The organism is Variovorax jilinensis, from assembly GCF_030316885.1.
Taxonomy (GTDB): domain Bacteria; phylum Pseudomonadota; class Gammaproteobacteria; order Burkholderiales; family Burkholderiaceae_C; genus Variovorax; species Variovorax jilinensis.
Window position 1 is genome coordinate 326,432 of record NZ_JASZYQ010000001.1, and the last position, 19,683, is coordinate 346,114.

Genomic DNA, 19,683 nt, shown 5'->3' on the forward strand with positions numbered 1-19,683 from the left:
GGCGGCAGTGCCGCCGATTGCTGATTCAACGTGACAGGAACGGTCCCGGTGGACACGGCGTTCCGCAACTGCCCTGGTTCGATGCATTGTGGACTGTTGCGCCGAGGCGTTCCGAACAAAGGAACTCCACCTAGCACCGTGTATCCCATGGCCTTCATTCCCGCCCGTGATTTCGGCATCGGGCAAGCTTCGAATTCAGGAAGGAAGCACATGGACCGCACCGCGCCCCATCTCGCCGCCGAAGGCTGGCCCAGATCCGACTCGACGACGCGCTACGGCACCGTGAGCCGCTGCCTCCATTGGGGCATGGCGGCCTGCTTCGCGATCGTCTTCGCCGCGGCGCTCGCGCACTACTTCGCCAAGGATTCCGCGGCCGAGGCGCTGCTGTGGCCGGCGCACAAGCCGGTGGGCTTCCTGCTCTTCGTGCTCGTCGCACTGCGCGTGGTATGGGCGCTGATGCGGGCGCGCCGCAGGCCACCCCACCTCAGCGCGGCGGCGCGCTGGGGCCATCGCGCGCTCTACCTGCTGATGATCGCAGTGCCGTCCATCGGCCTGCTGCGCCAGTACGGCTCCGCCCGCGCCTTCGAGCCCTTCGGTCTGCAGGTGATGGACGCACGCGAGGACGGCAGGATCGGCTGGATGGTCGAACTCGGCGGCCTCGTTCATGGCGAACTCGGCTGGGCGTTGCTGGCCCTCGTGACGGGTCACATCGCCATGGTGCTGTGGCATCGGCGCAGCGGGCACGACGTGCTGCCGCGCATGGCGGGAGATTGACCCGCCTTCTTCATCTCGTCGGCCCGGGCGGTGCGGGCAAGACGACGGTCGGGCCCGTGCTGGCGCGGCGACTGGGTTGGTCGTTCATCGATCTCGACGAACGCTTCCTGGGCCGGCACGGTGACATCGCAGGCTGCATCGAGACGCACGGCCATGCCCGCTACGCGCGTCGCAACCTGGCGCTGTACTTCGATATCCAGCGGTCACTGGCCACGCCCGCCGTGCTGGCACTTTTCCTCCGGCAAACCCACGTGCGCGCGCGGCGCCGAGCGTTCGGGGTTCATGACGCACGGATCTCGAACACGTCGCCGTTGGTTGGCGTCGCGTTCTCGTGATAGATGTCGTACAGGTACTGTGCGAGCTCGTCGGGGCCGAGTTCCGAAGGAATGGCCAACTGGGCCTTCGCGCGCTTGCCGTCCGGGCCGCTCAGATGGGCGACCCATCGCTCATCGACTCTTTCGATGGCCATGATCCGGCCGAAGACGTTGAAGAGGTGGCGCATGGGGGTTGAAGCGTAGGGGCGGTGCGGCGAGGGTCGCTGCTGTCGAGCGCAGGATTCGTCGCCGTCCATCAGAATCGAGGCAGAGCCTGACAACCTGATGACATCCCCACTCGGCGAATCCGGCGCCGCCCGCATTCCGACGGTATCGACGACACCACGCGGCAGCGCGTGGGAGGTCTTCGTTGTCTTCCTCCGGCTCGGACTGACCTCCTTCGGCGGCCCCGTCGCGCACCTGGGCTATTTCCGCACCGAGTTCGTCGAACGCCGGCGCTGGCTCGACGACCGCAGCTATTCCGATCTGGTCGCGCTGTGTCAATTCCTTCCCGGGCCGGCGAGCAGCCAGGTCGGCATGGCGCTGGGACTCGGCCGCGCGGGCTGGTGGGGCTGCCTGGCCGCGTGGACCGGCTTCACCATGCCTTCGGCCATCGCGTTGATCCTGTTCGCCTATGGCGCGGCCGACTACCGGGGCTTCGCCGATTCGGGTTGGGTGCACGGCCTCAAGCTGGCGGCCGTGGCGGTGGTCGCGCAGGCGGTCTGGGGCATGGCCAGGACCCTGTGCCCCGATCGCCTCAGGGCCGGGATTGCCATCCTTGCCGCGGTGCTGACATTCATGCTGCCGTCGGCCTCCGGGCAGATCGTGGCCATCGTGGTGACGGGTCTGCTGGGGCGCTGGTGGGTCAGGTTGCCCGCCTTCCACGGCGGGCCACGGCCGGACTGCGGCGTTTCCAGGCGGGCTGGATTGGCGGCATGGGCCACGCTCGGACTGCTGCTTGTCGGCTTGCCGCTGTGGGCGGCGGCAAGTGGCTCGTCGACCGTCGCGCTGGTGAGCGGGGTCGTGCGTTCCGGCGCCCTGGTGTTCGGCGGTGGGCACGTCGTCCTGCCGTTGCTGCAGGCGACGGTCGTCCCATCGGGGCTGGTCGACAACGCCGACTTCCTCGCCGGGTACGGCGCCGCGCAGGCCGTTCCGGGGCCGCTCTTCTCCTTCGCCGCCTATCTGGGAACGGTGGCAGACGGCCCCCTGCACGGTGGGGTGGGCGGCCTCGTGCTGCTGGTCGCCATCTTCGTGCCGGCCTTCCTCGTGCTCGTCGGCGCCTTGCCGTACTGGGAGAGCCTGCGCCATCGCAGCCAGGTCCGGTCGACGCTGGCGGGCATCAATGCCGGTGTCGTCGGCATCCTGCTGTCGGCGCTCTACGATCCGGTCTGGACCAGCGCGGTCCACTCGAAGGCCGACTTCGGCCTCGCGCTGGTGGCGTTCGGACTGCTGGTCTACGCCAGGGTATCGCCGGTTCTCGTGGTGATGCTCGCGGCGCTGGGCGGGTGGGCGCTGGCGCTGCTGGGTTCCTGAGGGCGATACCGATGCCGCCCGGCCGGGTTCGCTCGATGCGATCACCGACGCGAGCGATCGCGATTCTTCAAAGACCCGGTGCCGCCACGGGTCATTCGACTTTGGGACGGAAGAAATCTCCTGCAAAATAGCACGACCGTTCGTTTTATTATCCAAGACCTCGATGCCCGACACCGCCGTCCCCGCCAAGCCTGCGCGCGCGCCCCAGAAGGGCCAGCAGACCAAGGCCGTCATCATCGACGCGGCGCTGAGCCTGGCGGCGCAGATCGGCCTCGAGGGCCTGTCGATCGGGGCCATCGCCGAGGTCACCCAGATGAGCAAGTCGGGCGTCTTCGCCCACTTCGGCTCGCGGGAGGAACTGCAGATCTCGGTGGTGCGCGAATACCACCTGCGCTTCGAGCAGGAGGTGTTCTATCCGGCCCTGAAGTCGCCGCGCGGACTGCCTCGCCTGCGCGCCATGTTCGACAACTGGATGAAGCGCACCTCCACCGAGATCGACTCGGGCTGCATCTACATCAGCGGCGCGGTCGAATTCGACGACCGCACCGGCCCGGTGCGCGACGCGCTGGCCGATTCGGTCAACACCTGGCTGGCCGCGATGTACCGCGCGGTGGTCCAGGCCAAGGCCGAGGGCCATCTGCGCGAGGACGCCGACGAGAAGCAGATCTCGTTCGAGATCCACGCGCTGATCCTCGCGCTGCACTACGAAGCCCGGTTCCTGCGCTCGCCCGGTTCGCTCGAGCGCGCCAACGCCGGCTTCGCCAACATCCTTGCGCGCAGCGCGGCCCCCGAGGCCGCGCCCGCGTCGCCCACGCCGGCCCGCAGGCTGAAGACCGCGCGCTGAGCGCGCACGCAGGCCCGCACCCGACCGTCCGTTTTTTCTTTCCTTTTCATTTCTTCTTCGGAGACCTTCCCATGCCCGCCTACACCCCGCCGCTCCGCGACATGCAGTTCGTCATGCACGAAGTGCTGAACATCACCGAGGAACTGAAGGCGCTGCCGCGCCATGCCGACGTCGATGCCGAGACCATCAACGCGATCCTCGAGGAGGGCGGCAAGTTCGCCACCGAGGTCACCTTCCCGCTCAACATCAGCGGCGACGAAGAAGGCTGCGTGCTCGACAAGACCACGCACGAGGTGAAGACGCCCAAGGGCTTCAAGGAAGCCTACGCGCAGTACGTCGAGGGCGGCTGGGCGGCGCTGTCCTGCGACCCGGCCTACGGCGGCCAGGGCCTGCCGTATGCGGTGAACCAGTGCGTCTACGAGATGCTCAACTCGGCCAACCAGGCCTGGACGATGTACCCGGGCCTCTCGCACGGCGCCTACGAGGCGCTCGCCGCGCACGGCACCGACGAGCAGAAGAAGACCTACCTGCCCAAGCTCACGAGCGGCGAATGGACCGGCACGATGTGCCTGACCGAACCCCATTGCGGTACCGACCTGGGTCTGCTGCGCACCAAGGCAGAACCGCAGCCCGACGGCACCTACAAGATCACCGGCAACAAGATCTTCATCTCGGCCGGCGAGCACGACATGACCTCGAACATCATCCACCTGGTGCTGGCCCGCCTGCCCGATGCGCCCAAGGGCAGCAAGGGCATCAGCCTGTTCGTGGTGCCGAAGTTCAATGTCAACGCCGACGGCTCGATCGGTTCGCGCAACGGCATCTACTGCGGCGGCCTCGAGCACAAGATGGGCATCCACGGCAACGCGACCGCTCAGATCGTGATCGAAGGCGCCACCGGCACGCTGGTCGGCCAGCCCAACAAGGGCCTGGCCGCGATGTTCGTGATGATGAACGCGGCGCGCCTGGGCGTCGGCAACCAGTCGCTGGGCCTGACCGAAGTGGCGTTCCAGAACGCGCTGGCCTACGCCAAGGACCGCACGCAGATGCGATCGCTGTCGGGCGTCAAGGCCAAGGACAAGGACGCCGATCCGATCATCGTCCACCCCGACGTGCGCAAGATGCTGATGACCGCCAAGGCCTATGCCGAAGGCGGCCGCGCGCTGTCGATCTTCTGCACGCTGCTGCTCGACAAGGAGCACCACCATCCCGACGAGAAGGTGCGCAAGGAGTCCGGCGAGATCGTCGCGCTGCTGACCCCGATCGTGAAGGCCTTCATCACCGACAACGGCCACACCTCGACCAACGCCTGCATGCAGGTGTTCGGCGGCCATGGCTTCATCAAGGAATGGGGCATGGAGCAGTTCGTGCGCGACAACCGCATCAACATGATCTACGAAGGCACCAACACGATCCAGTCGCTGGACCTTCTGGGACGCAAGGTGCTCGGCAACAACGGCGCGACGCTCAAGAAGTTCGGCAAGCTGGTCGGCAAGCTGGTGGCCGAGGAGGGCGTGAACGAGAAGATGAGCGAGTTCATCACGCCGGTGGCGGTGCTCGGCGAGCAACTCACCAAGTTCACGACCGAGATCGGCTTCAAGGGATTCCAGAACCCCGACGAAGTGGGCGCGGCCGCGGTCGACTACCTGCGCGTCGCCGGCCATTTCGTGTTCGGCTACATGTTCGCGCTGATGGCGCGCACCGCGCTGCGCGAGATCGCGGCCGGCAACGACGATCCGTTCTACGTCGCCAAGCTGCAGACCGCGCGCTTCTACTTTGCCAAGCTGTTCCCCGAGACCGCCACGCTGATGCGCACCGCGCGCGCCGGCGCCGCGTCGCTCATGAACACCGACGCCGCACTGGCCTGAACGCCATGAAAGCACTCTTCGCAGCGATCGTGATGGCCGGCGGCGCCACCGCGGCCATGGCACAGATGACGCCCGTGGGCACCTGGCGCAGCGTCGACGACAAGACCAACGAGTCGAAGGCCGAGATCCGGATCGTCGAATCGGGCGGCGCGCTCGTCGGCCGCATCGAGAAGACCTTGCGCAAGGACGCCAAGCCCGACGCGGTCTGCGAGGAGTGCAGCGACGAACGCAAGGGCAAGCCGATCGCGGGCCTGGAGATCATCCGCGGCGGCAAGAAGACCGAGGGCAAGGACGTCTGGGAAGGCGGCCGCATCCTCGATCCCGAGAACGGCAAGGAATACCGCGCCAGCTTCACGCCGATCGACGGCGGGAAGAAGCTCGAAGTCCGCGGCTACCTCGGGCCCTTCTGGCGCACCCAGACCTGGGTCCGCAATCCTTGACCCACCCCCGAATGCGGCTCACTTCGTGTAGCCGCCTCCCCCTCGAGGGGGCCACGCCGGTGGCCCGGCAGAGCCGGTTCCACGGTGTTTCCCGAAAAGAATCAGTACTCGAAAGCAAGTCATGTCCAGATTCCAAGTGAAGAAAGTCGCCGTGCTCGGCGCCGGCGTGATGGGCGCGCAGATCGCCGCGCACCTGGTCAACGTGCGTGTGCCGGTCGTTCTGTTCGACCTGCCGGCCAAGGACGCGACCGGTGCGGTCGCTCAAGGTGCGGCGAAGAACGGCATCGTGAGCCGTGCCATCGACAACCTCAAGAAGCTGAAGCCCGCACCGCTGGCCGACGTGGCCGACGCGGCCCTGATCGAGCAGGCCAACTACGAGACCGACCTTGCGAAGCTCGGCGAATGCGACCTCGTGATCGAGGCGATCGCCGAGCGCATGGACTGGAAGCTCGACCTCTACACGAAGATCGCGCCGCATGTCGCCAAGCATGCGATCCTGGCCTCGAACACCTCGGGCCTGTCGATCACCAAGCTCAGCGAGGCGCTGCCGGAGGCGCTCAAGCCGCGCTTCTGCGGCATCCACTTCTTCAATCCGCCGCGCTACATGTTCCTGGTCGAGCTGATCAACACGCCGACCACCGAACCCGAGGTGCTGGACCAGCTCGAGGCCTTCGTCACCAGCGCGCTCGGCAAGGGTGTGGTGCGGGCGCACGACACGCCCAACTTCATCGCCAACCGGGTCGGCATCGCGGGCATGCTCGCGACGCTCAAGGAAGTCGAGAAGTTCGGCCTCACGCCCGACGTGGTCGACGACCTCACGGGCAAGAAGCTGGGCCGTGCGAGCTCGGGCACCTTCCGCACCGCCGACGTGGTGGGCCTCGACACGATGGCGCATGTGGTGAAGACGCTGCAGGACAACCTCGACGAGAAGAGCGATCCTTTCTATCCCAACTTCGCGACGCCGCCGGTGCTCGCCAAGCTGATCGAGCTCGGCAACCTGGGCCAGAAGACCAAGGCCGGCTTCTTCAAGAAGGCCGGACGCGACATCCTCCGCTTCGACCTCGCCCAGGGCGACTACGTGCCTTCGGGCGACAAGGCCGACGAGGTCTACGGCCGCATGCTCAAGAAGCCGGCCGCCGAGCGGCTCAAGCTGCTGCGCGAGAGCGAAGGCGCACAGGGCCGCTTCCTGTGGGCCATCCTGCGCGACAGCTTCCACTACGCAGCCGTCCACCTGGCCGAGATCGCCGAAAGCGCACGCGACATCGACTTCGCGATGCGCTGGGGCTTCGGCATGAAGCAGGGCCCGTTCGAGCTCTGGCAGGAAGCCGGCTGGGCCCAGGTCGCGAAGTGGATCCAGGAAGACATCGACGCCGGCGAGGCGCTGGCCCGCGTGCCGCTGCCGAAGTGGGTGTTCGAAGGCCCGGTGGCCGAGGCCGGCGGCGTCCACACGCCGGCCGGTTCGTGGAGCGCGTCGAAGGGTGCCTTCGTTCCTGCGCGCCGCCTGCCCGTCCATGCGCGCCAGCTGTTCCCCGAAAGCGTGCTGGGCGCCGATGCGCCCGACGCCAACCTGGCAGGCACGACGATCCAGGACGAGGGCGACGTTCGCCTCTGGACGCTCGACGGTGAAGTCCTGATCGCCAGCATCCATTCGAAGATGCACGCCATCAGCCCCGACGTCGCCGAGGCGCTCGCGGCCGGCGTCGAGCTGGCCGAGAAGGAATACAAGGCGATGGTGATCTGGTCGCCCGACGAGATGTTCTCGGTCGGTGCGGACCTGCAGGCGATGCTGCCGGCCTTCGTGGTCGCGGGCATCGGCGCAGTCGAGGGCGCCGAGCACGAGCTGCAGAAGACGATGCTGCGAATCCGCTACGCCAGCGTGCCCGTGGTCTCGGCCGTGCGCGGCCTGGCGCTGGGCGGCGGATGCGAACTCGCGATCCACTCGGCGCGGCGCGTCGCCGCGATGGAAAGCTACATCGGCCTGGTCGAAGTGGGCGTGGGCCTGGTGCCCGGCGCCGGCGGCCTGACCTACATCGCGCGGCGCGCGGCCGAGAACGCGGCCGCCTCCACCGGCACCGACCTGCTGCCCTTCCTGACCGAGGGCTTCACGGCCGCGGCCATGGCCAAGGTCGGCACCAGCGCGCTCGAATCGAAGAAGCTCGGCTACCTGCTCGACAGCGACATCGTGGTGCCGAACAAGGACGAGCTGCTCTACGTCGCGCTGCAGCAAGCCAGGTCGATGGCCGATGCCGGCTGGCGCCCGCCACTGCGCAAGACCTTCAAGGTCGCGGGCCGCAGCGGCGCCGCCACCATCAAGGGCCAGCTGGTCAACATGCGCGACGGCGGCTTCATCAGCGCGCACGACTTCCATATCGCGAGCCTGATCGCCGAAGTGGTCACCGGCGGCGACATCGATGCCGGATCGCTGGTCACCGAGGAGTACCTGATGGCGCTCGAGCGCAAGGCCTTCTGCGCGCTCGTCGTGCATCCCAAGACCCAGGAGCGAATCATGGGCATGCTGAGCACCGGCAAGCCCGTGCGCAACTAAGGACCAACATCATGAGCAAGCAAATCCAGGACGCCTACATCGTTTCCGCCACGCGCACGCCGATCGGCAAGTCGCATCGCGGCTACTTCCGAAACTACCGCCCCGACGACCTGCTCGCGACCACGCTGAAGGCGGCGCTGGCGGCGGTGCCGGGCCTCGATCCGAAGGCGATCGAGGACATCATCTGCGGCTGCGCGATTCCCGAAGCCCAGCAGGGCCTCAACGTGGCGCGCATCGGCGCGGTGCTCGCGGGTCTGCCCAACAGCATCGGCGGCATCACGGTCAACCGCTTCTGTGCGTCGGGCCTGTCGGCGGTGCAGATGGCGGCCGACCGCATCCGCGTCGGCGAGGCCGAGGTGATGATCGCCGCCGGCGTTGAGAGCATGAGCATGGTGCCGATGATGGGCAACTCGCCCTCGCTGTCGCCCTCGATCTTCGAGCGCGAAGGCGACGTCGGCATTGCCTACGGCATGGGCCTGACCGCCGAGAAGGTGGCGCAGCAGTGGAAGGTCAGCCGCGAGGCGCAGGACGCCTTCGCGCTCGAATCGCACCGCCGCGCGCTGGCCGCGCAACAGGCCGGCCAGTTCGCCGACGAGATCACGGCCGTAGAAGTGACCGACCGCACGCCCGATCTGGAGAGCGGCGAGTCGAAGGCCAAGAGCCGCATCGTGAGCCTCGACGAAGGCGCGCGTCCCGACACCACGCTCGAAGGCCTGGCCAAGCTGCGCACCGTGTTTGCGGCCCGCGGCTCGGTCACGGCCGGCAACAGCTCGCAGACCTCGGACGGCGCCGGCGCGCTGATCCTGGCCAGCGAGAAGGCCTGCAAGCAGTACGACCTCAAGCCGCTGGCGCGCTTCGTGAGCTTTGCCAGCAAGGGCGTGCCGCCGCACATCATGGGCATCGGCCCGATCGAGGCGATTCCCGCTGCACTGCGCTATGCGGGCCTCACGCAGGACGCCATCGACTGGTACGAGCTCAACGAGGCCTTCGCGGCGCAGTCGCTGGCGGTGATCAACACGCTGGGCCTGGACCCGGCCAAGGTCAACCCCATGGGCGGCGCGATCGCACTGGGCCACCCGCTCGGTGCCACGGGCGCGATCCGCTCCGCGACAGTGATCCACGCGCTGCAGCGCAACAAGCTCAAGTACGGCATGGTCACGATGTGCGTGGGCATGGGTCAGGGCGCAGCCGGCATCTTCGAGCGCGTCTGAATGGCCCCCGCGCTTTCCCGCCTCGTGCGCATCGCTGCCCCCCGAGGGAGCCGCAGGCGCTCTCGGGGCGGCCCGGCGCCGGCCTGAGCGCGGCACGCACGGGTTTTCATGGAGCAGGAAACGTCTCCGACACGACTGCCGGTGCCCATGTCCGGCGGGCACACTGCGGCCATGAACAAGCATCCTCTCGACAGGGCCCTCGCACTCGCGCACAGCGACCTGCGGGTCGGTCAATTCACCGGCGCCACGAGCCCCGACTACTGGAACATGGTCGGCCCCTTCGGCGGCACGACCGCGGCGGTGATGCTGCAGGCGGTGCTGCGGCATCCCGACCTGCTCGGCGAGCCGGTAGCGCTCACGGTCAACTACGCCGCCGCGGTGCTCGAGGGTGAGTTCGAACTCGTGGCGGTGCCGATTCGCACCAACCGCTCGACCCAGCACTGGACCGTGCAGATGTCGCAGGCCGGGCCCGACGGCAAGCTGCACGTCACGACCACCGGCACCGTCTTCACGGCCGTGCGGCGCGAGACCTGGGGCACCAGCGACCTGCCCATGCCCGAGGTGCCGCGGCCGGAGGCGGTCGAGCGCCTGAGCATCGGCCCTGCGCGGGCGGCCTGGTTGCAGCAGTACGAGATGCGCCCGATCCTCGGCCTCCTGCCTGCCGAGTGGAACGGCAGCGGCGACGCGAGCGAGACCCGCATGTGGGTGCGCGACGCCGAGCCGCGTCCGCTCGATTTCGCTGCCCTGGCCGCGCTCAGCGACGCCTTCTTTCCGCGCGTGTGGCTGCGCCGCGCGACGCCGGTGCCGATCGGCACCGTCTCGATCACGACCTATTTCCACGTCGATTCCGCGCTGCTGGCCGAGATCGGCCACGGCTTCCTGCTCGGGCGCGCAACCGGCCAGCAGTTCCGCAACGGCTATTTCGATCAGGCGGCCCAGTTGTGGAGCGAGGCCGGCGTGCTGCTCGCCACCAGCAACCAGATCGTCTACTTCAAGGAATGATGTGGCCTGCCACGCTTCCAACTCGGAGACCGCAATGAAGAGCGTTGATTTCTATTTCGACTTCGGCAGCCCCGCGGCCTACCTGGCCTATACGCAACTGCCGCACATCTGCGCCGACATGGGCGCGACGTTGGTCTGGAAGCCGATGCTGCTGGGTGGCGTGTTCCAGGCCACGGGCAACCGCTCGCCGGTCGAGGTGCCTGCCAAGCGTCCCTACATGATGGACGACCTGCTGCGCTTCGCGGCGCGCTACAAGGTGCCCTTCGCCTACAACCCGAACTTCCCGATCAACACGCTGCTGCTGATGCGCGGCGCCTGCGGCATTCAGATGCACCAGCCCGATCGCTTCCGCGCCTACGTCGACGCGGTGTTCCACGCGATGTGGGTGGAGCCACGCAACCTCAACGACCCGGCCACCGTGGGCGGCGTGCTGCAGGCGGCCGGCTTCGATGCCGTCCAGCTGCTGGCGCTGGCCAACGCGCAGGAAACCAAGGACCGGCTCAAGGCCGCCACGCAGGAAGCCGTGGAGCGCGGTATCTTCGGTGCACCCACGATGTTCGTCGACGGCCGCATGTACTGGGGCCAGGACCGGCTCGACTTCGTGCGCGAGGCCCTGGCCTGAACGCATCCATTTCCAAGGAACCACCATGAGCGACATCCTCGTCCACACCGAAGCCGGTGTGATGACCCTGACCTTCAACCGCGTCGACAAGAAGAACTCCATCACGAGCGCGATGTACGCCACGCTGGCCGATGCGCTCGACGGTGCCGTGAACGACGCCGCCGTGCGCGCGGTGCTGATCCAGGGCGACGCCACCATCTTCAGCGCCGGCAACGACATCGCCGACTTCCTCCACGCGCCGCCCGCGGGCGAGAACTCGCCGGTGTTCCGCTTCCTGCACGGCATCGCGAGCTTCCCGAAGCCGATCGTGGCCGCGGTCTGCGGGCCGGCAGTGGGCATCGGCACCACGCTGCTGTTCCATTGCGACCTGGTCTACGCGGGCGACAACGCGGCGTTCTCGATGCCCTTCGTGAACCTGGGCCTGTGCCCCGAGGCTGCCTCGAGCATGCTCGCGCCGCAGATGTTCGGCTACCACCGCGCCGCCGAGGCACTGCTGCTGGGCGAGCCCTTCATGGCCGAGGCCGCACTCGAGGTGGGACTGGTCAACCGCGTGGTGCCGCCGACCGAGGCCAACGCGATCGCGCAGGTGCAGGCGCGCAAGCTCGCGGCCAAGCCGATCACCGCGCTGATCGAGACCAAGCGCCTCATGAAGAAGGCGCAGCAGCCCGCGCTGCTCGAGCGCATGGACGAGGAAGGCAGGAGCTTCGGCCGCATGCTGCGCGAACCAGCGGCGCGCGAGGCCTTCACGGCCTTCATGGAAAAGCGCCGGCCCGACTTCTCGAGGGTATGAGCGGCGCGCGGGCAGCGGCCCGATGAACCTGTTCGTCTCGTTGCGCTACCTCGTGGCGCTCGACGATCACCGCCACTTCGGCCGTGCCGCGCTGGCCTGCAGCGTGACGCAGCCGGCGCTGTCCAATGCGATCCGCGCACTGGAGGAAAACTTCGGTGCCTCGATCGTCAAGCGTGGCCGCAACTTCGCCGGGTTCACCGAGGAAGGCGAGCGCATCCTGGTGACGGGGCGCAGCATGCTGCGCGACTATGAACTGCTGCAGCAGGACCTGCACAGCAGCGAAGCCGCGCCCACGGGCAACCTGCTGATCGGCGCGGTGCCCACGGCGATGCCCATCGCCGCCCGCTTCGCCGCCATGCTGCAGGACCGGCATCCGGGCATCACGCCGGCCGTGCGTTCGATGAGCTCGATCGAGCTCGAGTCCGGCCTCGAGAGCCTCTCGCTCGACATGGCGCTGGGCTACACCGAGCGCATGGACGACAGGCGCTCCAGCGTGCGCGCCGTGCCGCAGTACAGCGAGCACTACTTCCTGCTGCGCCGCGCTGCGCTGCCGGACCCCGGCCGACTCAGGATCGGCGAGCCGACCACCTGGGCCGAGGCCGCGGCCCTGCCGCTGTGCCTGCTCAGCCGCGAGATGCACAACCGCACGATCGTCGACCGCGCCTTCGTGGAGGCCGTCGGCCAAGGCCCCAAGCCGGTGATCGAGACCAACTCGATCCTCACGCTGGCGCTCAGCGTGCGCGCCGGGCGCGTGGCCAGCGTGATGCCGGGCGCACTGGTGGATGCGGTCCAGGGCTACGGCGACCTCGAGGCGCTGCCGCTCACCGCGCCGGCGGTGCAGGTGCCGATCGCCTTCATGGTGCACGACGGCAACCGTCCATCGCGCACGCTCCAGGCTGCGCTCGCCTTCGCCGAGGACGCCGCCTGGCTGGAACAGGTCCGGCGGCACGCGGGCGCGCTCGCGGCCCTTGGTTAACCCTGATTTCCGAATCGCATCGATTGATTCCCCGAATAAATTAGACCGTCCGCCGAGCCTCGCCGACACTCCGCGCGCACCGATCGAGTGCAAAAAAACCACGAGGAGACATACATGTCGGCAGTTCTGGATGGCAGCGGGGTTCCGATCGAGGGCCATGGTTGGCTGGACAAGGAGCGCACCATCGCCGGTGCGGGCTTCAATCGCTGGCTGGTGCCGCCGGCCGCGCTGGCGATCCACCTGTGCATCGGCATGGCCTACGGCTTCTCGGTGTTCTGGCTGCCGCTCTCCAAGGCGATCGGCATCGGCACGTCGCAGGCCTGCGCCAAGGACATGAGCCTCCTGGCCGAACTCTTCGCCTCCAACTGCGACTGGCGGATCTCGAGCCTTGGCTGGATGTACACGCTGTTCTTCGTGCTGCTGGGTTCGTCGGCAGCGCTCTGGGGCGGCTGGCTCGAACGGGCAGGGCCGCGCAAGGCCGGCGTGGTGTCGGCGCTGTGCTGGTGCGGCGGCCTCGTCATCTCCGCCATCGGCGTCTATACGCACCAGCTGTGGCTCATGTGGCTGGGCTCCGGCGTGATCGGTGGCATCGGGCTGGGCCTGGGCTACATCTCGCCGGTGTCGACGCTGATCAAGTGGTTCCCGGACCGCCGCGGCATGGCCACCGGCATGGCGATCATGGGCTTCGGCGGCGGTGCCATGATCGGTTCGCCCCTCGCCGACGAGCTGATGAAGCTGTTCGCGAGCCCCACCAGCGTCGGCGTGACGCAGACCTTCCTGGTCATGGCGGCGGTCTATTTCGTCTTCATGATGGGCGGTGCCCTGGGCTACCGCATCCCGCCGAGCGGCTGGAAGCCCGCCGGCTGGACGCCGCCGCCGCCGAGCGCCAACGTGATGATCACGCAGCGCCACGTGCACGTGAAGAAGGTCTGGGGCATTCCCCAGTTCTGGCTGGTCTGGATGGTGCTGTGCATGAACGTCAGCGCCGGCATCGGCGTGATCGGCATGGCGAGCCCGATGCTGCAGGAGGTCTTCGGCGGCGGCCTGGTTGGTGTCGCGAAGAAGTACGGCGAGCTCGACCGCGCGCAGCTCGGCGCCATCGCGGGCGTTGCCGCGGGCTTCACGGCGCTGCTGAGCCTGTTCAACATCGGCGGCCGCTTCTTCTGGGCCAGCCTGTCGGACAAGCTGGGCCGCAAGATGACCTACGTGGTGTTCTTCGTGCTGGGCGGCCTGCTGTACTTCAGCATTCCGTCGTCGGCGGGCGCCGGCAGCAAGCTGCTCTTCGTGGGCGCCTTCTGCATCATCCTGTCGATGTACGGCGGCGGCTTCGCGACGGTGCCGGCCTACCTGGCCGACCTGTTCGGCACCCAGATGGTGGGCGCCATCCATGGCCGGCTGCTCACCGCCTGGGCCACCGCCGGCATCCTCGGACCGGTGGTCGTGAACTACATGCGCGAGTACCAGCTGGGCCTTGGCATTCCGCGCGAACAGGTCTACAACCAGACCATGTACATCCTGGTGGGCATGCTGGTGATCGGCCTGCTGTGCAACCTGATGGTCCGGCCGCTGGCCGACAAGTGGTTCATGACCGACGCCGAACTGGCCGAGGAAAAGCGCCTGGCCCATGACCGCGCCGTCGCCAACGAGGTCGGCAGGGGCCCGGGCCGGGGCGGTGCGACGCCGGCGGCGATGGTCTGGCTGTGCTGGGCGGCGGTGGGCATACCGCTGGCCTGGGGGGTCTATCGCACGCTGCTGAGCGTGTCGAAATTCTTCAACTGAATCCAGAGAAAAAGGGCGCCCTCGATGGCGCCGAGTCCACGATGAACGAAGCGCGAAATCTTCCGCCGGCGGCCCGTGCCGACCTGCTGCCCGAACTGCTCGCCCGGCGTGCCCGGGAGCCGGGCGCGCTGCTGCCGATCCTGCACGAGCTGCAGGACGCGCTGGGCCATGTGCCGGCCGATTTCGTGCCCGCGATTGCCGAGGCGCTGAACCTCTCGCGCGCCGAGGTGCACGGCGTCGTCACCTACTACCACCACTTCCGTGACGCGCCGGCAGCGCGCCACGTGGTGCAGATCTGCCGCGCCGAGGCCTGCCAGGCGATGGGCGCCGATGCCCTGCTCGCGCACGCGCAGCAGCGCCTGGGTTGTGCGGTCCACGGCCACTCGAAGGACGGCGCCTTCACGCTCGAGCCGGTCTACTGCCTCGGCCTGTGTGCCTCGTCGCCGGCATTGATGCTCGACGACCAGCTGCATGCGCGCATGACGGCCCAGGGCTTCGATGCGCTGATCGCCGAAGCGGGAGCGACGCCATGAGCGCCGTCACCGTCTACGTTCCGCGCGACTCGGCGGCGCTGGCGGTCGGTGCCGACCGCGTGGCGCGCCGCATCGCCGACGAGGCCGCCGTGCGCGGCATCGCGCTGCAGGTCGTGCGCAACGGCTCCCGCGGGCTGCTGTGGCTCGAGACGCTGGTCGAGGTAGCGACACCCGAAGGGCGCGTCGCCTACGGGCCGGTCACGGCGGCCGACGTCGCGGGTCTGTTCGATGCCGGCTTCCTCGGCGGTGCACCGCATGCGCTGGGCCACGGCCCGACCGAAGCCATTCCCTACCTGAAGAGCCAGCAGCGCCTGACCTTCGCGCGGATGGGCATCACCGATCCGCTGTCGCTGGCCGACTACCAGGCGCACGATGGCTTCGCAGGGCTTCGGCGCGCTCTCGCGCTGGCGCCGACGGACGTGGTGCAGCAGGTGCTCGATGCCGGCCTGCGCGGCCGCGGCGGCGCGGCCTTTCCAGCGGGCATCAAGTGGAAGACCGTCCTGGCCACCGAGGCGCCGCAGAAGTACGTGGTCTGCAATGCCGACGAAGGCGACTCGGGCACCTTCTCCGACCGCATGACGATGGAGGGCGATCCCTTCATGCTGATCGAGGGTATGGCCATCGCGGGCATCGCCACCGGCGCCTCCCATGGCTACATCTACGTGCGCTCCGAGTACCCGCATGCGATCGCGACGCTGAACCAGGCCATCGCGCTGGCCGAGGCCGCGGGCTTCCTGGGCGCCGACGTGCTGGGCTCGGGGCGTCGCTTCACGCTCGAGGTGCGCAAGGGTGCGGGCTCCTACGTCTGCGGCGAGGAAACCGCGCTGCTCGAGAGCATCGAGGGCCGGCGCGGCGTGGTGCGCGCCAAGCCGCCGCTGCCCGCCATCACGGGCCTGTTCGGACGCCCGACGCTGATCCACAACGTCATCACGCTGGCCAGCGTGCCGCTGATCCTCGCGCGGGGCGCCGACTTCTACCGCGACTACGGCACGGGGCGCTCGCGCGGCACGCTGCCGATTCAGCTGGCCGGAAACATCCGCCGCGGCGGACTGGTCGAGCGCGCCTTTGGCATCACGATGCGCGAGCTGCTCTACGACTACGGCGGCGGCTCGGCCTCGGGCCGGCCGATCAAGGCGGTGCAGGTCGGCGGCCCGCTGGGCGCCTACCTGCCCGAATCGCAATGGGACCTGCCGCTCGACTACGAGGCCTACGCGGCCGTCGGCGGCACCGTGGGCCATGGCGGCATCGTGGTACACGACGACACGGCCGACCTGTCGAAGCTCGCTCGCTATGCGATGGAGTTCTGCGCCATCGAATCCTGCGGCAAGTGCACGCCCTGCCGCATCGGCGCCGTGCGCGGCGTCGAGGTGATCGACAAGATCCGCGCCAACCAGAACCGGCCGCAGCAGGTGCTGCTGCTGCGCGACCTCTGCAACACCATGGTGCACGGGTCGCTGTGTGCGATGGGCGGCATGACGCCGTTCCCGGTGCTCTCCGCGCTGGACCATTTTCCGCAGGACTTCGGCCTGGTCGAGCCCGACCGCCAAGCCGCCTGAACCCAGGGAGACGAACATGCTGGACCATCTGAAGGAAACCGACTGGGGCACGCCGAAGCGCGAATCGACGCGCGAGGTCACGCTGGAGATCGACGGCAACGAAGTCACGGTGCCGGCCGGCACCTCGCTGATGCGCGCGGCGGTCGATGCCGGCATCCAGGTGCCCAAGCTGTGCGCCACCGACAGCCTCGAGCCCTTCGGCTCCTGCCGCCTGTGCCTGGTCGAGATCGACGGCCGCAAGGGCTTTCCGGCCTCGTGCACCACGTCGGCCGAAGCCGGCATGAAGGTTCGCACCCAGACACCGAAGCTGCAGGAGCTGCGCAAGGGCGTGATGGAGCTCTACATCTCCGACCATCCGCTCGATTGCCTCACCTGCTCGGCCAATGGCAACTGCGAACTGCAGGACATGGCCGGCGTCACGGGCCTGCGCAACGTGCGCTATGGCTTCGACGGCGCCAATCACCTGAAGAGCGAGAAGGACGAATCCAACCCGTACTTCAGCTACGACCCATCGAAGTGCATCGTGTGCAACCGCTGCGTGCGCGCCTGCGAGGAAACGCAGGGCACCTTCGCGCTCACGATCAGCGGCCGCGGCTTCGAGTCGCGTATCTCGCCGGGCCAGGACCAGCCCTTCATGGAATCCGAATGCGTGAGCTGCGGTGCCTGCGTCGAGGCCTGCCCGACCGCCACCCTGCAGGAGAAGTCCGTCATCTGGCTCGGCCAGCCCGAGCACAGCGTGATCACCACCTGCGCCTACTGCGGCGTGGGCTGCGGCTTCAAGGCCGAGATGAAGGGCAGCGAGGTGGTGCGCATGGTGCCGTGGAAGGACGGCAAGGCCAACGAAGGCCACTCCTGCGTCAAGGGCCGCTTCGCCTGGGGCTACGCGACGCATCAGGACCGCATGCTCAAGCCGATGATCCGCGCGAAGATCACCGATCCCTGGCGCGAGGTCAGCTGGGAAGTGGCGCTGAACCATGCCGCCAGCGAGTTCCGCCGCATCCAGGGCAAGTACGGCCGCGACTCGATCGGCGGCATCACCTCCTCGCGCTGCACCAACGAGGAAACCTACCTGGTGCAGAAGCTGGTGCGCGCGGCCTTCGGCAACAACAACGTCGACACCTGCGCCCGCGTGTGCCATTCGCCGACCGGCTACGGACTGGGCCAGACCCTCGGCACCTCGGCCGGCACCCAGACCTTCAAGTCGGTGGAGAAGGCCGACGTCATCATGGTGATCGGTGCCAACCCGACCGACGGCCATCCCGTGTTCGCCTCGCGCATGAAGAAGCGCCTGCGGGAGGGCGCCCAGCTGATCGTGATCGATCCGCGCCGCATCGACATCGTGCGCTCGCCGCACGTGCGTGCCGAGCATCACCTGCAGCTCAAGCCCGGCACCAACGTGGCCGTGATCACCGCGATGGCGCACGTCGTCGTCACCGAAGGCCTGGTGGCGGAAGACTACGTGGCCGAGCGCTGCGATGCGAAGTCCTTCGGCGAATGGCGCGAGTTCGTGGCGCGTGCCGAGAATTCGCCCGAGGCCACCGAGGCCGCCACCGGCGTGCCTGCGGCCGAGCTGCGCGCCGCCACCCGGCTCTATGCGCAGGCCGGCAACGGCGCCATCTACTACGGCCTCGGCGTCACCGAGCACAGCCAGGGCTCGACCATGGTGCTGGGCATCGCCAACCTCGCGATGGCCACCGGCAACGTGGGCCGCGAGGGCGTCGGCATCAATCCGCTGCGCGGTCAGAACAACGTGCAGGGCTCCTGCGACATGGGTTCCTTCCCGCACGAACTGCCGGGCTACCGCCATGTGTCGGACAGCATCACGCGCGCCTCCTTCGAGGCCGCCTGGGGCGTCGACATCAGCCCCGAGCCCGGCCTTCGCATTCCGAACATGTTCGATGCGGCGCTCGGCGGCAGCTTCAAGGGCCTGTACTGCGAGGGCGAGGACATCGTGCAGTCGGACCCCAACACGCAGCACGTGGCCGCGGCCATGATGGCGATGGAATGCGTGGTGGTGCAGGACATCTTCCTCAACGAGACCGCCAAGTACGCGCACGTGTTCCTGCCGGGCTCCTCGTTCCTCGAGAAGGACGGCACCTTCACGAACGCCGAGCGACGCATCTCGCGCGTTCGCCGCGTGATGCCGCCCAAGGCCGGCCTGGCCGACTGGGAGGTCACGCAGAAGCTCGCGCAGGCGCTGGGCTATCCGATGGACTACGCGAGTCCCGAGGCCATCATGGACGAGATCGCGGCACTGACGCCGACCTTCAGCGGCGTGAGCTACCGGCGGCTCGACGAGCTCGGCAGCATCCAGTGGCCCTGCAACGAGGCGGCGCCCGACGGCACGCCGACCATGCACATCGACCGCTTCGTGCGCGGCAAGGGCCGCTTCATCATCACGCAGTACGTCGCCACCGACGAGAAGGTGACGCGCAAGTTCCCGCTGCTGCTGACCACCGGGCGCATCCTGTCGCAGTACAACGTCGGCGCCCAGACCCGCCGCACGCCCAACAACCAGTGGCACAGCGAGGACCGGCTCGAGATCCATCCGCACGATGCCGAGGAGCGCGGCATCAAGGACGACGACTGGGTCGGCATCCAGAGCCGCGCGGGCGAGACCGTGCTGCGCGCCACGGTCTCCGAGCGCATGCAGCCGGGCGTGGTCTACACCACCTTCCACTTCCCGGAGTCGGGCGCCAACGTGATCACCACCGACAACTCCGACTGGGCCACCAACTGCCCCGAGTACAAGGTGACGGCCGTGCAGGTGATGCCGGTCATGCAGCCTTCGGCCTGGCAGCGCGAGTACAGCCGCTTCAACCGCGTGCAGCAGGAACTGCTCGACGCACGCGCCGATGCCGCGGCGGGCGAAACCATTCCTGCGAAGTAGGGGGCC

Annotated in this window: 17 protein-coding genes; 16 read left to right on the top strand and 1 reads right to left on the bottom strand. The window is 68.2% G+C overall.

Translation table 11 applies throughout. The features are described from left to right. The first annotated feature begins 210 nt into the window (after nt 1-210). Both QTH87_RS01630 and QTH87_RS01635 read left to right on the top strand, forming a co-directional pair. Complete coding sequence (locus tag QTH87_RS01630) at nt 211-774, top strand: cytochrome b (protein ID WP_286606326.1); 564 nt, start codon at nt 211-213, stop codon at nt 772-774. Next, a complete protein-coding gene (locus QTH87_RS01635) occupies nt 771-1,109 on the top strand; it encodes a shikimate kinase (protein ID WP_286606327.1) in 339 nt (112 codons plus the stop codon). Before QTH87_RS01630 ends, QTH87_RS01635 begins: the two co-directional genes overlap by 4 nt. Here QTH87_RS01635 and QTH87_RS01640 read toward each other — a convergent pair. Continuing rightward, nucleotides 1,055-1,345, bottom strand: a complete 291-nt coding sequence (locus QTH87_RS01640) for a DUF7661 family protein (RefSeq protein ID WP_444812732.1) — start codon at nt 1,343-1,345, stop codon at nt 1,055-1,057. The genes QTH87_RS01635 and QTH87_RS01640 overlap by 55 nt on opposite strands. A gap of 28 nt (nt 1,346-1,373) precedes the next feature. Here QTH87_RS01640 and chrA point away from each other — a divergent pair, with 28 nt between their 5' ends. From chrA to fdhF, 14 genes are all read left to right on the top strand, one after another. Next, nucleotides 1,374-2,621 (top strand): chromate efflux transporter, encoded by a 1,248-nt coding sequence (gene chrA, locus QTH87_RS01645; RefSeq protein ID WP_286606328.1) that lies wholly within the window; start codon nt 1,374-1,376, stop codon nt 2,619-2,621. A gap of 163 nt (nt 2,622-2,784) precedes the next feature. After that, nucleotides 2,785-3,465: a TetR/AcrR family transcriptional regulator gene (locus tag QTH87_RS01650; protein ID WP_286606329.1), complete on the top strand. Its 681-nt coding sequence runs from the start codon at nt 2,785-2,787 to the stop codon at nt 3,463-3,465. Between the two features lie 71 nt (nt 3,466-3,536). Continuing rightward, nucleotides 3,537-5,333, top strand: coding sequence for an acyl-CoA dehydrogenase C-terminal domain-containing protein (locus tag QTH87_RS01655; protein ID WP_286606330.1), 1,797 nt, complete (start codon nt 3,537-3,539; stop codon nt 5,331-5,333). Between the two features lie 5 nt (nt 5,334-5,338). After that, complete coding sequence (locus QTH87_RS01660; protein ID WP_286606331.1) at nt 5,339-5,773, top strand: DUF2147 domain-containing protein; 435 nt, start codon at nt 5,339-5,341, stop codon at nt 5,771-5,773. Nucleotides 5,774-5,894: 121 nt separating this feature from the next. Next, a complete protein-coding gene (locus QTH87_RS01665; protein ID WP_286606332.1) occupies nt 5,895-8,318 on the top strand; it encodes a 3-hydroxyacyl-CoA dehydrogenase/enoyl-CoA hydratase family protein in 2,424 nt (807 codons plus the stop codon). An 11-nt stretch (nt 8,319-8,329) separates the two neighbouring features. Next, complete coding sequence (locus tag QTH87_RS01670; RefSeq protein WP_286606333.1) at nt 8,330-9,529, top strand: acetyl-CoA C-acyltransferase; 1,200 nt, start codon at nt 8,330-8,332, stop codon at nt 9,527-9,529. A gap of 171 nt (nt 9,530-9,700) precedes the next feature. Further along, a complete protein-coding gene (locus tag QTH87_RS01675) occupies nt 9,701-10,531 on the top strand; it encodes an acyl-CoA thioesterase (protein ID WP_286606335.1) in 831 nt (276 codons plus the stop codon). Nucleotides 10,532-10,565: 34 nt separating this feature from the next. Continuing rightward, a complete protein-coding gene (locus QTH87_RS01680; RefSeq protein WP_286606337.1) occupies nt 10,566-11,153 on the top strand; it encodes a 2-hydroxychromene-2-carboxylate isomerase in 588 nt (195 codons plus the stop codon). 25 nt (nt 11,154-11,178) lie between these two features. After that, nucleotides 11,179-11,943 (top strand): enoyl-CoA hydratase, encoded by a 765-nt coding sequence (locus QTH87_RS01685; RefSeq protein WP_286606338.1) that lies wholly within the window; start codon nt 11,179-11,181, stop codon nt 11,941-11,943. Between the two features lie 22 nt (nt 11,944-11,965). Then, nucleotides 11,966-12,919, top strand: coding sequence for a LysR substrate-binding domain-containing protein (locus QTH87_RS01690; RefSeq protein WP_286606339.1), 954 nt, complete (start codon nt 11,966-11,968; stop codon nt 12,917-12,919). 114 nt (nt 12,920-13,033) lie between these two features. Beyond that, nucleotides 13,034-14,698 carry an OFA family MFS transporter gene (locus QTH87_RS01695; protein ID WP_286606340.1) on the top strand — a complete coding sequence of 555 codons (1,665 nt, stop codon included), beginning with the start codon at nt 13,034-13,036 and terminating at the stop codon, nt 14,696-14,698. 41 nt (nt 14,699-14,739) lie between these two features. Then, on the top strand, nt 14,740-15,231 hold the full coding sequence (locus QTH87_RS01700) for a formate dehydrogenase subunit gamma (protein WP_286606341.1): 492 nt from the start codon (nt 14,740-14,742) through the stop codon (nt 15,229-15,231). Continuing rightward, entirely contained in the window at nt 15,228-16,787 is a 1,560-nt protein-coding gene (locus QTH87_RS01705) for a formate dehydrogenase beta subunit (RefSeq protein WP_286606342.1), read from the top strand. Before QTH87_RS01700 ends, QTH87_RS01705 begins: the two co-directional genes overlap by 4 nt. Before the next feature lie 16 nt (nt 16,788-16,803). Continuing rightward, entirely contained in the window at nt 16,804-19,677 is a 2,874-nt protein-coding gene (fdhF, locus tag QTH87_RS01710; protein ID WP_286606343.1) for a formate dehydrogenase subunit alpha, read from the top strand. Nucleotides 19,678-19,683: the final 6 nt, after the last annotated feature.

Bases quoted from the DNA above. Each gene is read 5' to 3' on its own strand.
- QTH87_RS01630 (WP_286606326.1), top strand. From the start codon at position 211: ATGGACCGCACCGCGCCCCATCTCGCCGCCGAAGGCTGGCCCAGATCC.
- QTH87_RS01640 (WP_444812732.1), bottom strand. From the start codon at position 1,345: ATGGACGGCGACGAATCCTGCGCTCGACAGCAGCGACCCTCGCCGCAC.
- chrA (WP_286606328.1), top strand. From the start codon at position 1,374: ATGACATCCCCACTCGGCGAATCCGGCGCCGCCCGCATTCCGACGGTA.
- QTH87_RS01650 (WP_286606329.1), top strand. From the start codon at position 2,785: ATGCCCGACACCGCCGTCCCCGCCAAGCCTGCGCGCGCGCCCCAGAAG.
- QTH87_RS01655 (WP_286606330.1), top strand. From the start codon at position 3,537: ATGCCCGCCTACACCCCGCCGCTCCGCGACATGCAGTTCGTCATGCAC.
- QTH87_RS01660 (WP_286606331.1), top strand. From the start codon at position 5,339: ATGAAAGCACTCTTCGCAGCGATCGTGATGGCCGGCGGCGCCACCGCG.
- QTH87_RS01665 (WP_286606332.1), top strand. From the start codon at position 5,895: ATGTCCAGATTCCAAGTGAAGAAAGTCGCCGTGCTCGGCGCCGGCGTG.
- QTH87_RS01670 (WP_286606333.1), top strand. From the start codon at position 8,330: ATGAGCAAGCAAATCCAGGACGCCTACATCGTTTCCGCCACGCGCACG.
- QTH87_RS01675 (WP_286606335.1), top strand. From the start codon at position 9,701: ATGAACAAGCATCCTCTCGACAGGGCCCTCGCACTCGCGCACAGCGAC.
- QTH87_RS01680 (WP_286606337.1), top strand. From the start codon at position 10,566: ATGAAGAGCGTTGATTTCTATTTCGACTTCGGCAGCCCCGCGGCCTAC.
- QTH87_RS01685 (WP_286606338.1), top strand. From the start codon at position 11,179: ATGAGCGACATCCTCGTCCACACCGAAGCCGGTGTGATGACCCTGACC.
- QTH87_RS01690 (WP_286606339.1), top strand. From the start codon at position 11,966: ATGAACCTGTTCGTCTCGTTGCGCTACCTCGTGGCGCTCGACGATCAC.
- QTH87_RS01695 (WP_286606340.1), top strand. From the start codon at position 13,034: ATGTCGGCAGTTCTGGATGGCAGCGGGGTTCCGATCGAGGGCCATGGT.
- QTH87_RS01700 (WP_286606341.1), top strand. From the start codon at position 14,740: ATGAACGAAGCGCGAAATCTTCCGCCGGCGGCCCGTGCCGACCTGCTG.
- QTH87_RS01705 (WP_286606342.1), top strand. From the start codon at position 15,228: ATGAGCGCCGTCACCGTCTACGTTCCGCGCGACTCGGCGGCGCTGGCG.
- fdhF (WP_286606343.1), top strand. From the start codon at position 16,804: ATGCTGGACCATCTGAAGGAAACCGACTGGGGCACGCCGAAGCGCGAA.